Genomic DNA, 17,197 nt, shown 5'->3' with positions numbered 1-17,197 from the left:
CTATTCAGCCAGGCGCGTCAAACGCATCCCTTCACCAAACCCTGCATCAAGAAGATCGCCCGCCAATGCGTCGCTAAGAAAATGCGACCGCAAAACACGGGGATCGAACCAATAATCCGCTGGTGTTTCCGGCAAACCGGACACCGAAAGCGCGTTGATCCCGCCTCGTTTTGTCGGCAGCATGTAACGCGGCGGATCCGTGTGGGGCACGTCCCGCAACGGCGGTACATCCGTCTGCAGAGTGTTCCAGGCTGCCCGCGAGACAAGCGCATACAGCGTGCCCTCGATCGGCGTTTTGCCATCCACGTCGAACAGTGGCAGGGGGAAAAGCCGGGTGTCACTCAAGTCGTGTTTGCGGAACACCGCCGCGACGTCTTCGCGCAGCAGCAGAAAGCCCAGATAAGACACGGGCGGCAACCCATCGAATGGCTTGAGGTCCCAGTGATCCCAAATCAGACGGTCCGGTAGTTCGTCGTCCGTAAACGGTTGCCCGCGCCCGATGCGCCGCAGGCATTTGGCAAATTCAACGGCCTTGGCCTTGATTGCGGGATCGGCATTCTGATCGGCGGCAGGCCAGAAAGCAAAGCCGCTTTGCGCAGACTGCTGCGCCATGACGTCGCTCAACCAAACACCGCGCGTCATGCCGCCAGCATCCCAAACCAACGTGCAAACAGGGTTAACAGACACCGACGCGTCACTGCACCGTATCCGTCGACACCGATGTCACACCCTTGCTTGCGCCCATCTTGCGCAGCGTTTCCTCGTCGACCAGCCGTGCAATCAGGGGGTGCAGGCGCAGGTCGCCGTCTTTCACCACCTGCTTGAAGTTCGACAGCACGCGCGCGGTCGCTTTCTGGTCGGGCGCGATCACATCGAACAGCCAGTGGATATCGCCGCTCTTCCACTCGTCCGGCCGCAGCCGGATCGGGAACACACCCGACTTGATCTGGTCGCGGATCTTGGCATCGACCTCAGGCGAAACGCTGGCCCAGAAGGCCATACCGGCGACGTCGGCATCTGCGTTGTCGGTGACATAGGCCAGCGCCACGCGATCCTGCAAAAGCGGTTCAAGAACAAGATGCTGGAGGTCGGAGATACTGTTGTGACGGTACCGCGACAGCGCCATCATCGCCATGGCGACCTTGCCGAACTGCTCGCGGACCTGCGCGCGAATTCCGGCGATCTGCGCCATCGCCTCAGGGCTTGGCGTCTTGTCCGTTGCGTCGGGCGCAGCTGTCCCATCGTCTTGCTTGTCCGTCACCCGATCTATCCCCCGGAAAGTTCCCCAGTCGTTTTTGAACAACTTTCCGTGACCTGACAACCGCCAATACGCCCTAAACGTGCATTTTCTGCAGATCGGCGGGAACCAATCTGTTTCCGCCTGCGTTAAGATTTTTCAAAATTTCGCTATCAAATTAATGAACACGCCCTGATCGTCATAGGTCAGATCTGTCAGATCGTCCGAGAACGTGCCGAAGTTATACCCCACACCGATCTTCACGTTCGGATTGATATGGCGATAGACCGCACCCAGCAGGCTGTTCTCCTGCGTCTCGGCCTGCACCAGATTCAGGCTGCGCACCTCGATCAGCGCATCCCAGTTGTGAACCATGTGATAACGCGCGCTGGCGACCGCCAGCCAGGCATCGTTCTGCGCAAAACCGCTTGTGCCGTCAGGCGAGGTTTCCGCGCTGCGATACCCCAGCTTGCCGCCGATGGTCCACGTCTCGTCGAGATCGTATGACGCATCGACGCTCAGCACGTGGCTACGCTGCCGCGGCCCCCTGTCGTCGGTGGCATCACGCAGCCCATATAGATCGTAAAGATAGCGATAGCGGGCCAGCACGTTCAACCGATCGTCATTGGTGGGCCGGTAAGCATAGCCGACGACCAGGTCGGCGTAGTTTCCGTCAAGTAGCGCGCTTTGTTCGGTCTCGGACCGGGCCAGATCGGCAGAGAACACCAGACGATGTTCCTCCGTGATCCTGTAAGCCGCATCGGCGCTCACCAAAAGCGTGTCGGAATTCACCTGCGTGCCGTCGCGCAAACCGTCCTCGGTGCGGTATTCCACCCGTCCCGCGACGGACAAAGTCTCATCCTGATAGGTGACACCCAGCGACAGCGCATTGCGGTCGAAATCATAGAACAGATCGTCCCGGACCCGGCCCAGTTCGATGGCACCGGTGAAACTCAGCACGTCGTTGGGCGTGTAGGTCAGGCCATAACGGCTGGTCAGCGACCGATGCGCACCGAACAGGTCATAGGCGTTTTCGCCGTAGACGTTGACCGTTTCGGTCAGCTGCTTCGTCGCCCCGGCGATCACCCGGCCCCTGTCGCGCCCGCGTAACGTCACACCGTCCAGTTCACGCCCCGGGTCGATCTCGTAACCCACATAGCGCGTGTTGCCCGCTTCGTCCGTATAGTTCGCGGTGATCAGGCCGCCGGCCCCAAGCGTGCCGTCCGACACCTCGCCTGCGACGCTCCAGCCGTTGCCGAAATCATAAGCCCCGCCAAGACCGTAGCGGTTGTTTTCGCGCAGTCCCTCGCGGGCGGCCGTCACCTGTACGAACCCGTAGAGTGCGATCTGGTCATTGGGCGTAAACGTCACCCGTGCAGCCATGTCCGTCCGGCTGCCCTCGCGCGTGCCGCCTTCGCGGTCCTGGCTTTCGACCGCAAGCGTATATGCGAAGCGGTCGTTGGCGCGGTAGGTCGCCTCTGCAGCGCCGGTCAGGCTGGTCTCGCCGACGCCGTTCTCATAGCTTTCGAAACTGCCCGCGATGTGCAGCTGATCCGTCACCGCGACATCGCCGTCGATGCCCCAGAACGTCTCGTCACCCGTGGCCGTCGTCACCTGGGTGTCGAGCGAGGCGAACCCTTCGGTACGCCGTTCGAAGTAAGCCCCGACAGACCCATCGGCGGCGATCCCCAGATCGGCCAGAAGCACGCGACCCGTGACCTTTAGCGCCTCGCCCTCCGACCCGGCACCGGCGATGTTCTGCACGATCAAACCGCCGTCGGCGGAAAACGTGCTGCCGAACCCTGTTCCCTCGCTTTGCGCATAGTCCAACCGCACGAAGCTGTCCGGCGTGGGTTGATATAGAACGTCCGCGCCGATCACCCGGTGATCGGTCACCCCGGTTTCGTCAAGTTGCCCGCTGACTCCGAAACGCAGTGTATCGGTGACCCAGCCCTCGGCCCGTGCGCCATAGGCGAAGCCCTCCAGATCGGTCGCCACCGGCGTATGCTCATAGGCCGCGACCAATACCGCGTCGGCATTGCCAGCCCCGCCGTCACGGATCAGCCCGGCCTGAACCTCGCTGGCCAGGGGCCGGGTCAAAGTCACGATGCCCTGGATATAGTTGATCGCGTAATCCTGTCCCGCGATCAGCGTGCGGGTTTCGATGATCCGGCCATTGTCGGGGTCGCGCAGCTGGATCGACAGTTGTTCGGACCCCTGCGCGATATCCTGCTTGTCCAGAAAGAACACCGATCCGCCGGTGCCCAGGAACGTATCGCGCTGCGGCAAACGCCCCGGCTGCGCGGCATAAGCCAGCACCCTGCCCCGCGCATCGCCGCGTGACGTTGTTTCGCGCGTGGCGTAAAGCCCCTGCAAACCATAAAGCGTGCGGTTGTTGCGCACGAACTGGTTGTCACCCAGATCGGCATCGAAATCGCCCCACTGGACGTAGTTCCCGTCCTGTTCGATCCGCAGGTAGAGCTTGCCGGAGGTCGGCGTGTTGTCGACGCTGGTGCTGTCGTCGCCATAGGTCGGATAGAGGTCCTCGGGGTCCACGCGCAGCAGCAGTTGTCGCGGATCACGCTCGTCCAGCCCGCGGAAAATCTGGTCGAGGTCCCCCTCGCCCGTATCCAGTGACCCGGTGATCTGCACGCCGGTATCCGTCTGTCCATCCACATAAAATGCGACACGCCCGGTCTGATAGCTTTCGCGCTCACCGGTTTCGCCATCCTCGCGCAGGCCGAACGTCAGGTCGGCGGTGGCGACATAGAACCACTCCGATGTCGGGATCGTCACGTCGCGGATCAGGTCGACATTCTGCCCTGCCCCGTTCACGCGCACGTCGACGCCATAGTCACCGGCGGGCAGGATCCGCTGGATCACGAAACCGCCCGACCCGTCAGGGCGGATACGTTCACCCAGCGCCGTCACCGTCGCACCGCGCGCCACGTTGGACCCCGATACCGTGATCGCGCCACCCGCTACGGGAATGTTGCGGATCGCGGCACTGTCCACGCCCTCCTCCACACCGTCGAGGTTCGGGCGCTGGTCGGCGATCCGCAGGGCCAGCGGCCGGGTCTCGTCATACCGTCCGGCGGCATCGTAGACCCGGTGTACGATCACCAGATCGTCACCTTCGGGCACGGTCAGCGACGCCTGCCCGTTCGGGTCGATCGGCACGGTCGCGACCGTGCGCGGCCCGCCTATTGCACTGCGGTCGACAACCCGCAACTCGCCACGGGTGACATAAGCCGGGTAATTCAGCGCCGATTGCACCGTCACCACGTCACCGGCGTCATAGGCGCGGTCTCCGCCCACGGTCTCCAGATCCAGTCGTGGTTCCGCGCCCAGCCCGTCGAAGGATACCTGCACATCGGCATTGGCAATCTGCACATCGGTGCGGCGCACGATATCCACGACCTCGCGGTCGCCGGCAATCGCCTGCCCGTCGACCGAAATCACGAACCCCGTTACCGGCAGCGCGGGCGTGCTGGCCGGTTCCGTGTTGGCACCCACCGGGATCGTCACGGCATCCTGTGCCAACGCTCCTGCCCCGATCAATGTCAGCGCGGTGGCGCCCAGCAGATATGTTGTGCGTTTCATCATCGTCATCATCCTACTGCATCTGCCGGATCGTGCGTTCGATCAGCAAACGATACCCACCGCCGCCGCGCCAGCGGTCGCGCACCAGCGCCTCGACCGTATCGAGCCGCAGTCGCGCGACATCGCGGCCTTCGCCGTTCATGTAATAGCTCAGCCGCAGCACCGATGGCTCCGTCTGCAGATAGGCCACCAGCTGATCGACACCGGCCACCAGCGCCCCCGAAGGCTGCGTGCCGACGAATGCCGACGCGATCAGGTCGATATCCACGACGTTGGCGATCGCCGCGCCAAAGTTCAGCTTGGCCACCGTGCCCGGCGTCAACCGGATCACCCGCGGGTTCTCTGTCGTCACGCGATAGCCTGTCGGCAACGTGCGCTCGTCCAGCTTCAGCGTGAAGTTCGATCCGATATCGGCAGGCAATTCCGCACAGGGCACACTGAAGCGGCCATATTCATCGGTCGTGATCAGCGTGCCGGTCACAGTCGACAGGCGCACGCCCGGCAGGCCCGGTTCGTAGTCCGGGGCCTCGATAACCGGCGCGGGCGCACCCTTGCCACCGTCATAACTCTGGTCGGTGATCTGCGGATTGTTGCCCGGCTGGCCATAGGCCGGATCGGAAATGCCGTCCTGATAGCCGTTCATGTTGCGGTCGTCGAAGACCTTGCCGATCACGTCGCCGCATTCGAACACGGCCTCCGGTGGCCGCCGCAGGGTCGCAGTCGCGGTGTTCGATACCTGCGTGCCGTCCGGTCCCAGCACATAGGCCCGGTTCACCAGCTCTCCCGCCGCACCCGTGACACGGGCGTCGAACGTGATCACGACCGTTTCGCGCGGGCCAAGCGTCACACCCGACCAGCGCATCTGCCGCCCGATCACGACCGGCACGGGCGTTTCCGCACCGTTGTAGCGCGCCGTTCCGGGCGTAAACAGCACACCGGGCGGCAGGTCGTCTACGATCGTCAGGTTCGCCTCTGCCGTGCCCAGCTGGTTTTCGAACGACAGCCGATATGTGACGGTCGCCCCCAGAAACGCATTGTCCGGAGTCACAGATTTCATCGCAAAGATATCCGGGTCGTCGACCGCCGGCACTGCGGCCGTGGCCAGCGCGGCCCCGATCAAAGTGTCCGAATTCACCACCAGCGTGTTCGGCTGCGCAGGCGATCCGTTCGTCGTGTCGTAAACCACGGTGATCGCGATCGTGCCCGTCGCTTGCGGCGCAAGGTTCGCCCCCGCCGTCAGCAGCGCGGTATCGCTCACCCCGTCGTAGCCCGTATTGGCCGTGCCGTCGAAGCCCGCAACCTGCGGCGGCGTCACCGACACCAGCGTCGCCAGGGCGACAAAGGCCGCCAGATCGTCGCGGATATCCAGGTTGCGCTGCGTCACGTTGCCGGTGTTGGTGACGGTCATGTCGAACGTCACCTCGAACCGGTTGGGTGCCACGCGTACCGGCAGGGTCGCGTCCTTGGTCACATCGACCGACGACACCTGCCCCAGCGGAATTACCGTCGGGTCGTCGAGCACATTGCCATCAGTATCGTCACCATCGTCGGACACGTCGGTCAGCGGGATACCCCCCGGCGTGGTCACGTCAGCCGTCGCCGTGTTGCTGATCCCGCCCGCGTCTATATCCGCCTGCGTCAAGGTATAGACCAGCGTATAGACATTGGTCTGCCCCGTGCCGATCTCCGTCTCGGACACACCGGTCGTCAGGGTCAGGCTGTCCGGCGTCAGCACCGCACCGTCAAGATTGGTCATCGTGTCCGTCAACACCAGATTGTCCAGCGTGACGTTGCCCGTGTTGCTGACCGTGATCAGATAGCTGGCGGTCTCACCCGCCCGCACGACCGCAGCCGGATCGGCGAAGGGCACCGCCGTCTTGACCACTTCGAATGCCGGGGTCGGCACGATGGCAAGGCGCGTGGGATCGTCCACCAGATTGCCGTCGCTGTCGTCACCGTTGTCCGCGACATCGCGCACCGGTGCGCCACCCGGATCGGTGCCCGTCACGACCGCCACGTTGGCCAGGCCGCCCGCGTCCACGTCGGCCTGCTCCAGCACGTAGCGGACCAGCCAGGCGCGGCTGTCGCCCGGTGCCAGAGGCGTGCCCGCCTGTGTCGGATCGACAAGGTCGGTGCTCGCGATGCCAGCCGTGATGTCGGTACCGTCGGCCCGCGTCATAGTGTCGGCCAGCGTCACGTTATCAAGCGACACGTTGCCCACGTTGCGCGCGGTGACGGTAAAGACCACCTCGTCGCCCGCGACCGCACCGCCCTGCGTCAGCACCTTGGTCGCGTCAAGCGCGGGTCCTGGCACGATCTCCACCTCGGTCGGGTCGTCGGCGGTGTTGCCATCCGCATCATTGCCGTTGTCGGACACGTCCTGCACCGGGTTCCCGAACGGATCGGTCGCGTCGACCGTCACCGTGTTGCGCAAGCCGCCGGCGTTTACATCGTCCAGCGTCAGCGTGTATTGCGCGACGTAGACCCAGGTTTCCGAAACGTCGATCCGGCGGTCGCCGTCAGTGTCGCCCGACTGGAAGGCAAAGGTCACCGGGGCAAGCCCGGCAGTGGTGCCATCGAACCGTGTCATGGAGTCGGTGATCCCGGTCGGTGTCAGCGTCACGTCCCCGGTGTTTCGCACGAACAGCGTATAGTCGATGGTGCTACCCACAGCGGTGCCGTTCAGGCTGGCCACCTTGGTGGCCTCGATAGCCGGACGCGGTGCCTGCGACGGTGTCGTGATCGTGTCGCTTGCCGTCAGCGTCGTGCCGTTGGGGTCGACGGCACTTGCGCGCGCAGTATTCGTGATCTGCCCCGCATCCACCATGTCCTGCGTCACCGGCAGCGACAGCGTGCACGTCCCATCGCTGCCCCCGACAGCGATCCGCGCGATGGTGCAGGTGAAGGGCGGCGTGGTGATCGGATCGGTGACCGTAACATTGGTCAGCGTGACGTTGCCGGTGTTTTCCGCCGTGAACACATAGGTGATCGCGGACCCCACAGGGCCGAACGGATCGGGCGTGGCGGTCTTGGTCAGGGCCAGCCCCGGCACTGCCGCCGGTCCGGGGGTTACCAGCGTGGTGTTGTCGCCGACGCCTGTGCCCTGCGGCGTCACGGCGGCGGTGCTGGCGCTGTTGACCACCTGGCCCGCATCCACGTCGGCCTGCGTTACGGTGTAATCCGCTGAACAGGTTTCGGTCGCACCGGGCGGCAGCGTCGCAAAGTCACACACCAATCCCGGCAAAAGCGGATCGCGCGCAGTGACAGAAGTCAGCGTCTGGTTGCCGGTGTTCGACAGCGTCAGGGTATAGCGGAGCACCTCACCCACGGTGTTGAACCGTGCCGGCGTCGCCGACTTGGCGATGGCGATCTGCGGATCGTTGTCCGCTGGCGTCGTCTGCGTCACCGGGTCGGACACGACAGGCCGGTTTGCGGCGCCAAAGATCGTTTCGGCAAAGGCCTCGTTCACGACCTCGCCCGCATCCAGATCGTCCTGTGTGACGGTGTAATCCGCCGTACAGCTGATCGTCTCGCCCGCCCGCAGATCGGGATCGGCGGTCGAGGGGGTAAAGCAGGTGATCGGTGCCGCGAACTTCGTGTCGCTGATCGTCACGTCGCGGGCAAAGGCAATGCTGCCCGTGTTGGTCACGTCGAACTGATAGGTCAGTATGTCGCCAACCTCGTCGAACGCAGTCCCGGTCGACGCGCTCCCGTCGGGATTGGTGACACCGACCAGCGATTTCACCGTCTCAAGCGCGGGCTTGCCATCCGCAGGCACCGTCACAGAAACGAGCGGCGACCTCGTGGTGCCTGACATCGCGGAGGCGATATTGGTCACGGACGTGATCTGCACATCCGTTTCCGTCACCGTGTATTGCGCGGTGCACTCCAGCGTTCCCTGCGGGACAAGACCACCCGCAGGCAGGGCCGGGCAGGTCACAATGCTGATCAGGTTGTCGGTCACCGTAACGGGCTGGGTCAGCGTCGTATTGCCGGTGTTGGTCACCGTGTAGCGATAGTCGATGACAGCGCCCGTCACGAACAGCTCTGCCGTCAGGCTGGTGCTGGTGACCCCGTCGACGGTGATCGCCGTCGCGGTTTTTTCCGTCTCGAGCGCCGGGGCCTGGAACGCGGGCACACGCACGGTCGACGGCGGAGTGACCAGCACGCCGGCGCTTGCCGTCGCCGCATTCAGCACCTCGCCCGCGTCGATATCGTCCTGCGTGACATTATAGCTGCCGGTGCAGGTCAGGTCGGCCAATGGTGTCAGCGGCACCGGCCCACAGGTGATCGTTCCGCCGGCATCCGTGATCAGCGGATCGCTGATGTCGACCGGATCCGTCAGGGTGATGTTGCCGGTGTTCGTCACCGTAAAGGTATAGACAAGGACGTCGCCCACGGCATCGAACGTCGGCCCGCCCGAGGTCAGCGCCTTGGTCATCGCGATGCCCGGCATCGGCGGAATCGGTAGCCGTGTCGGATCGTCCGTGGTGTTGCCGTCGGTATCGTCGCCATTGTCGGTCACATCGGTGACCGGCGATCCGACCGGCGGCGTGCCCACCACAGTTGCCGTGTTGGCGATTCCGCCCGCGTCGATATCCTCCTGCGTCAGCACGTAGGTGGCGCGATACGTCGCCACCTCACCCACCTGAAGCGTCCCGGAGGGCGACCCCTTGTCGGCGGCAAAGAATGCGGGGGGCGTCGTCAATGTCAGCGGCGTCGCCGCAGGGTCGTCGCGCGTCAGCGTATCGCCCGACACACCCACCGAGGACAATGTGACATTGCCGGTGTTGCGTACGCGGATTTCGAACCGGACGATATCGCCCAGACCGACCGTCGTCGAGGTAATCACCTTCTCTGCCTCGATGGCAGGTCGCGCGGGGATCAGGACCCGCGTCGGCTCGTTCGGTGTTGCTGGGTTGATCCCGTTGTCGGACAGGTCCGACACAGGGTTACCCAGCAAATCCTGGGACGACGCGCGCACTGTATTGGACAACCCGCCCGCGTCGATATCCGCCTGTGTCAGAGCATGTCGGACCTCGTATTCCCAGACCTCGCCGATCGACATCAGATCGTCACCGCCAGTATCACCGCGCAGATAGACCGCCACAGGTGCCGGGCTGACCACGGTCGTGTCAAGCCGCGTCAGAGTGTCCGACAGGGCCGGTGCCCGCAAAGTAACGTTACCGGTATTTTCGACTGTGACGGGGAACACGACGGTCGCCCCCCGCTCGAGTGTCGCGGGCAATGTCACGTCCTTGATGACCTCCAGCAGCGGCGCGTTCGGGGCAACCGTCACAAGGGCGTCGTCGACCTGCGGCGCGGGCGGCGTGAAGCCAAAGCGCGTCTCGGCCGTCGCTGTCGCCACGTTGGTCAGATCGACCTGCTGGTCGATATCGTCCTGCGTCACCGTGTATGTCGCGGTGACCGTCTCCGGCTGCCCGGGCAGGATCAGGGGGATCAACCCGCCGTTCGACAGGCTCAGCGCGACGGTGCCACTGGCCGATGTGTGCTGATCGCTCAACTGCACATTGGTCAAACTGACGTTGCCGGTGTTGGTGACGGTATAGCTGTAGGTGATCACGTCGCCGGCGCGCACATCCGTCGTGATCGACGGTGTCTTCACCAGCGTCATCGACGACCGGCGTTCCGCCGTGACGGTGGCGGTTTGCGGCGGCGTAGTCAGCGGCGCACCGCCCAGCGGATTCGCCACACTGGCCGTCGCGAGGTTGGTCACGAAACCCGCATCCACATCGTCCTGGATCACCGTGTAGTCACCACGGCAGGTCACCTCCTGCGAAGGCCGCAACCCGGTTGCGGGCAACGGATCGCACACCACGTTCGCGATCTTGTCGTCGGTGATCTGCGGCAGCGCCGTGATGGTGATGTTGCCAAGGTTCGCCACGACGTAGCGATAGCTGACGACATCGCCGACGACGTCGAAGCCGGCAGTGTCGGCGATCTTGCTCATCGCGATCGCAGGCAAACGGTCAGGGCCGGTGTTGTTCAGCCGCGCGGTGTCGGTCACAACCGTCGCATCGGGCGTGTCGGCGGTGGATGTGGCGGTCGCACTGTTGATGATGAAACCGCGGTCGATATCTTCCTGCGTGACGATGTAGTCATAAGAGACGCTCCGGTCTTCCTCACCCGGTGCCAGCGCGCCGATGCTGCGCACGTCGCCCGGGAACAGGATGTCCGAAACGTCCGTCGTGGCCAACGTGACGTTGCCGGTATTGGTCACCACCATGTCGTAGGTTAGGATCTGGCCGGGGTCGGTAAAGGCGGGCTGTCCGCCGGACGGCGGATTGCGCAGTGTCTTTACGATGTCGACCGCCGGCATATCGTCGACCACCGGCTGCATGGCACTGCCGCTTGCCGTCACCGGGTCGCCCTGCGGGTTCGATCCGGTCGCGGTCGCGGTGTTGTTCAGCGCCTGCGCGTCGATGTCATCCTGCGTCACGGTATAGGGACCAGTGCAGATCACCTCCTCACCCGGTGCAAGGCTGATGTTGGACGGGGCCGCAAGCCCGCCGATGGTGCAGGTCAGCACGTCGATGCGCGGATCGGTGACCACCACGCCTGAAATCGTCTGGTTGCCCGTGTTGCGGGTCGTGATCGTGTAGGTCAGCATATCCGTCACCGCCGCGGGCGACGGCCCGGCCACGGTCTTGGTCACGGCAAGGGCGGGCAGCGCCTCGCCCACCACGGTCACGCTGCGCGGTGGCGAGACGACATCGGTCGTGCCGAACCGGGTCTGACCCGAGGCATTGTTCGTCACGAAACCGTCCGTCACTCCGGCGGCGACCGCATCCAGATCGTCCTGCGTCACGCGGTAGGTCGCGGTGCAGGTGGCCTCGTCTCCGGGGCTCAGCGACGGATTACCCCCCGCCGTTGTATAACACAGGATCGGCGTCGGGAACTTGTCGTCGTTGATGAAGATATCATTGGCAAAGGCCGGTGGCGGCGACCCGGTCGAGGTGTTGCGCACCGTGTAGGTATAGACGATCGGGTCGCTCACAGCGCTGAAAGTCGTCACATCCGCGACCTTGGTGATGCTCAGCGCGGGCACGCCGTTCTCAGGGATCGTCTCGGATGTGGGCGGGCTGCTGACGGTCGGGCTGCGGGCGAAGGCCACGTTGGTCACACTGCCCAGCCGCACGTCGTCCTGCGTGATGACGTAAGTGCCGGTGCAGCTGATGGTGTCACCCGGTGCCAGATCGCCGGGCGAACATTCGAATGTCCCGATCAGGTTGTCGACGATGTCGATCGGACCGACGGCGGTCTGGTTGCCGGTATTGGTCACGCTGAAACTGTAGGTGGCGACACTCGGATCGACGAAGACCGGCGGCACGAGGGACACGAAGGCCTTTACCGTTGCCAGCGCCGGTTGCTGCACCGCATTGGCGGTGGCACTCGAGGGGCCGGACGGAACAGCCATACCGTTGAAGGTCGTGCTCGCGTTCGCCGTATTCTGGAAACTGCCGTTGTCTATGTCGATCTGCTGCGCGGGCCAGGTGCCCGTGCAGGATGCCGTGGCCTCCGGTGCCAGCCCCGCCGGCGCACAGGTGATCGGCGCACCGACAGCCGGGTCGGTCACGGTGATTGGCGCGGTCGTCGTCACGTTGCCCGTATTGCGCACCGTGAAGGTATAGCTGATCGTATCGTTCACCGCGTCATAGGTCGTCGGCGTGCCGGGCGTGATCGCCTTGTTCAGGCTGATCGCGGGCTGCTGGTCGGCATCCACCGTCACGCTGTCGGGGGCAGAGGTGATCGCCGCGGTCCCGTTCGGATAGGTCGGGCCGGGCACGACGGTCTGCGTCACCGATGCCGTGGCCGTGTTCATCACGTCACCTGCATCCAGATCGGCCTGCGTGACCCGGTAGGTCGCCGTGCAGGTGATCGTGTCACCCACCGCCAGCCGTGCGCCAGCCGCCTGCGTGCAGCTGACCGTGGTGCGGTCGTCGGCCACGGATATCGGCGCGGTCAGGGTGATGTTGCCCGTATTGCGAACCGTATATTCATATCCGATGATTTGCCCGACCGCATCGAATTCAAAGGTCGTCACACCACCGGCGGTCGTCGGGTTCGGCCCGCTCACCGCCTGCTTGTCGATGGTCAGCGCGGGCAGTTGCTCGGGCCCGTTCAGCGTCAACATGGTAGAGCCAGTTACCGGCGTGTTCCGCGTCGTTTCACCACTGACGCTGGCGGTATTGTCCAGCCCGCCCGCGTCGACATCGCCCTGCTGCACGATATAACTGCCCTGCAAAGTCTGTGCAGGCACGTCACATTGCGTGGTGCTGATACCGGGGGCAAGCGTCGCGATTTGGCAGTTCAGCCCGATCATCGCGTCGACGACCTGCAGGTTCTGCAAGGTCACGTTGCCGGTGTTCGTCACCGTCAGATCATAGTCCTGCGTCGTGCCCGCGGCACCGAACAGACCGTCACCGTCACGATCCGCCTTGGCGATCGTGACCGCCGGGGCCTCTGCCGGGCCGTCGACGACAGCGGTGCCGGGGTTGGTCACCGTCTGCCCGCCACCGGTACCGCTGGCCGTGGCGGTATTGGTGATCTGCCCGCGATCCACGTCACCCTGCATGACCTGATAGGTCGCGATACAGCTGTCGGTCGCGCCCGGTGCCAGATCGGCAAGATTACAGGTCAGAGCAGGTGTAAAGAAGGGATCGGTGATCGTCACACCGGTCAGCGTCACATTGCCCGCGTTACGCGCCGTAAGGGTAAAGGTCACCACGTCGTTCACGGCAGTGAACGGCGCATCGGCCACCTTGGTCATGGTAATCGCGGGCGTGCGGGTCGGCCCGGTGACGCTCGCGTTGGCGGGCGCATCCGGCGTGCCCGCCGCCGTCGCCGTCGCCGTGTTGGCGAAACTGCCCGCGTCGATCAGCGGCTGCGTGACCGTCAGTTCGGCGGTGCAGCTGCTGTCGGTCACACCGGGCGGGATCGTCGGGATCAGGCAACTGGTGCCAAGCTGCGGGTCGGTGACGGTCACATCGGTCAGGGTGACGTTGCCGGTGTTCGTCACCCCGAAGGTATAGGTGATCTTGTCGCCGACTGCGGCATAGGTCGCGCTCGATGGCGTCTTGACCATGGTCATCGCGCGGTTGATGGCACCGACGGGACGGGTGATCGTCGCGCTCGCAGTCCGCTCGGGGATCGTGGTGCCGGTGGTGGAAACGGCCGTGGCCGATGCGGTATTGGTGAACGTGCCGCTGTCCATATCCGCCTGTGTGGTCGTATAGACCCCGGTGCAGGAGCCCTCGTTCTGCGGCGCGAAGCGCGCCGGACGCAGACCGGTAATCGTGCAGCTGAAGCCCGGAATGGCCGGGTCAGTCACCGTCACGGTCGCGATCCGCTGGTTTGACGTGTTCGTCGCGGTGAACCGGAACGTCACCTGTTCGCCAGCGGCCGTGAAAGTCGGGTTCACCGCATCCTTCGCAAGGGTGAAATCGGGAACCACATTGGTCTCCACCCGGGCCGAGGATACCGGCGACGTGTAAAGCGTGGGCGTCCCGTTGCGGTTGAACGTGAAACTGGCCGTGGCGGTGTTGTCGATGAAGCCGCGGTTGATGTCGCCCTGCGTGACCCGGTATTCGCCGGTACAGACAAAAGACGTCGGCCCGCCGCCGGTCTGCGTCGAAAACAGCGTGGGGTTTGGTTGCGCCGAACAATCGACACCGCCCGCAGGCGCATTGTTGTCGATCAGCGGGTCGCTGACGGTGATCTGCTCGGCCGAGGAAATCGTCCGGTCGCCGGTATTCGTGATCGTGAACGTATAGGCGACGATATCGCCGACATCGTTGAACTCTGCTGTGCCGTCTGTCGAATTGGCGTCATCCGCCGCCTTGACCAGCACCAGCTCCGGTTCACCGGCCTGCGGAATAGTCACGCTGTCGGTGGGCGATTCCGTCGTGCCGGACACGGCCAGAGCGATGTTGGTGACGAAACCCGCCGCCGCATCAGCCGCCGTGATGATGTAATCCGCCGTGCACACCCGCGTCTGCGTCGGGGCAAGCGCACCGGACCCGCAGGCGAATTCCGCCGGGAACTTGTCGTCGCGGATCAGGATCGGGTCGGTCAGGCCGACATTGCCGGTGTTGGTGACGGTATAGGTATAGGTGACGGTCTGGCCCTGCGCATAGATCGCGGGCTCCTGCGCGGTCTTTTCAATCGCCATCGCAGGCATCCGGTTGGCAAGGACAGTTTCCTGCGCGGTCACGGGCGGCACCGGATCGCCCTGCGGATCGTTGGCGCTTACGGTCACGGTGTTCAGCACCTGCCCCGCATCGAGGTCGATCTGCTGAATACTGTAGGGGTCGGAGGTGCAGACCAGTGTCGCGCCGGGGGCCAGCGAACCCACCGGGCAGTTCGGCGCAACCTTGTCGTCGGTGACCGTCACTGCCGCCAGCGTCACATTACCGGTGTTGCGCACGGTGAAACGATAGGTCAGCTCCTCACCCACTGCTGAAAACGGTTTGGGGCCGGACAGGTATTCCTTGTCGACGGTAAAGGCAGGGCTTTGCGTGCCAGTCACACTGGCGGTATCGGTCGCCGTCGCAGTCACGCCATTTACAGTGATACTGGCCGTAGCACTGTTGTCGATCTGGCCCGCGTCGAGGTCCGGCTGCGTGACGCCGTAGGTCGCGCTGCAGGTCACGCTGGCGCCGACATTCACCGCACCGGCAGGACATGAAACCGCGATCCCCAGCGAATCCGTGATCGTCGGCGGTCCGGGCCAGGTCACGTTGCCCGTATTGGTCACACGGAACTGATAGCCGATGTTGTCAGTCGTCGCGTTGAAATCCGTCGCCTGCACGGTCTTGACCAGCGTCATCGCCGGCTGTGCGGCGGGGCCTGTTACTGTCTCGGTCGCGGTCGCCTGAACCAGCCGGTTCTGCGGATCGCGCGACCGCACGGTCGCGGTGTTGCTCAGGTCGTTGCCCGCGGCAGAGGCGTCGACATCGGCCTGCGTCGTCACATAGGTCCCCGAACAGGTAAAGCTGTTGTCGGTCGGATTCGCCGCACTGATCGGAAGCAGGGTCGGTACCGTGCAGCTCAGCCCCGGAATCCTCGGGTCGGTCACGACGACGTTGCGCAGCGTCGCGTCACCGGTGTTGCGCACGGTAAAGTCGTAGCGGATCGTTTCGTTGATGGCGGCGAAACTCTGCGGCACCGCCACCTTCTCCAGCGTGATCGCCGGGGACAAGGCGGGACCGGTGATCATCACCTGGTCGGTCAACGTGCCCAGCACACCGAACTCCGGTGTACCGTTGGCCTGCGCGATGTTCGTGACGCTGCGGTTGTCGTAGTCCTCCTGCGTGATGGTGTATGTTCCGGTGCAGGTCGCGCGGTTGGGTTGCGTCGCCGTGCCGCGCCGCGTGCGCTCAAGCTCGGTCGGCGTACAGGCGACGTTGCCGATCTGGTCGTCGAACACCGTAATATTCTCGATATCGACCGACCCGATGTTGCCGACGATATAGTCATAGGTGATGACGTCGCCGACCGCGTCGAACGTCAGATCGCCGCCGCGCACCGTCTTTTCCAGCTCGTAGCCCGGCGCGATGCTGCGCAGGTCGGGGCGCGGCAGGCTGCCGCCGCGCGTGAAGTCCCAGTAGTTGTCGTCCGGGTCCCGGTCGCGCACCTGGGTCGACGTTTGCCCCGTATCCAGGATGTTGTTGAGCAGCGCCGGGTTCTGCGACGAAAACCAGCCGGTGTTGAACGTGTTGTTACCGAATCCCGTCACCAGACCAAAACTGACGGTGCCCGCGTTGTTGGTCTGGTCCGTCGTCCGGTTCGACCAGCTGCCGACGTCGAAGCCGTTCATCACCAGAGAGATGTCTTCGTAGTCGAAACCACGCTGGTTGGCGGGCGTGGTCGGCGTGCCCTGCGTATCGCCGTCATATGCGGAAAACCGGATATCGACCCGCGCCAACGCGCCACCGAAATAATCCCGGCACGGCCGAAACCCGCAATCGAGCGCAATCGGATCGTTGATCGTGAACGGGTTACCACGGAACCGCGCCGGCTGCCCACGATACTGGAACCCGACAAAGGCACCGGCCGGGTCCGAGAACTGGTAATAGATGTTGCCGTTCACACCCGTCAGCACGATCGCGACACCGCCGGCTCCGGGATACTCGTCCGGCAGCGCAACTCCGGTGCCCGGCACCGTCTGGGTAAAGGGCGTCGCCTGCACGGTGACCGGTGCCGCAATGACCAGAGTCGCAAGAATCGGGATCAAACGAGAGAACAGCCTGCGGATCATCTGAACATACGCCCTGTTGGCGGGTCCGAACGGCAATCGCTCACGCCCGCGTGTTATCTTTTGCTTGTGTTTACCGT

At 64.2% G+C, this 17,197-nt stretch carries 4 protein-coding genes; all 4 read right to left on the bottom strand.

Annotation, left to right across the window (positions count from 1 at the left end):
* The 4 genes from AC04PH_RS01850 to AC04PH_RS01835 all read right to left on the bottom strand — a co-directional run bounded on the left by AC04PH_RS01850 (position 1) and on the right by AC04PH_RS01835 (position 17,120).
* Positions 1 to 642 (bottom strand): hypothetical protein, encoded by a 642-nt coding sequence (locus AC04PH_RS01850; RefSeq protein WP_483064040.1) that lies wholly within the window; start codon positions 640 to 642, stop codon positions 1 to 3.
* Positions 643 to 694: 52 nt separating this feature from the next.
* Complete coding sequence (locus tag AC04PH_RS01845) at positions 695 to 1,261, bottom strand: toxin-activating lysine-acyltransferase (RefSeq protein ID WP_483064039.1); 567 nt, start codon at positions 1,259 to 1,261, stop codon at positions 695 to 697.
* A 135-nt stretch (positions 1,262 to 1,396) separates the two neighbouring features.
* Positions 1,397 to 4,843: a hypothetical protein gene (locus tag AC04PH_RS01840; RefSeq protein WP_483064038.1), complete on the bottom strand. Its 3,447-nt coding sequence runs from the start codon at positions 4,841 to 4,843 to the stop codon at positions 1,397 to 1,399.
* A 10-nt stretch (positions 4,844 to 4,853) separates the two neighbouring features.
* Positions 4,854 to 17,120: a DUF7507 domain-containing protein gene (locus AC04PH_RS01835; protein ID WP_483064037.1), complete on the bottom strand. Its 12,267-nt coding sequence runs from the start codon at positions 17,118 to 17,120 to the stop codon at positions 4,854 to 4,856.
* Positions 17,121 to 17,197 lie beyond the last annotated feature (77 nt).

Source organism: Yoonia sp. KMU-150 (assembly GCF_056858355.1).
The sequence above is the reverse complement of the archived record's forward strand: the minus strand, read 5'-3'. Positions and strand labels throughout refer to the sequence as shown.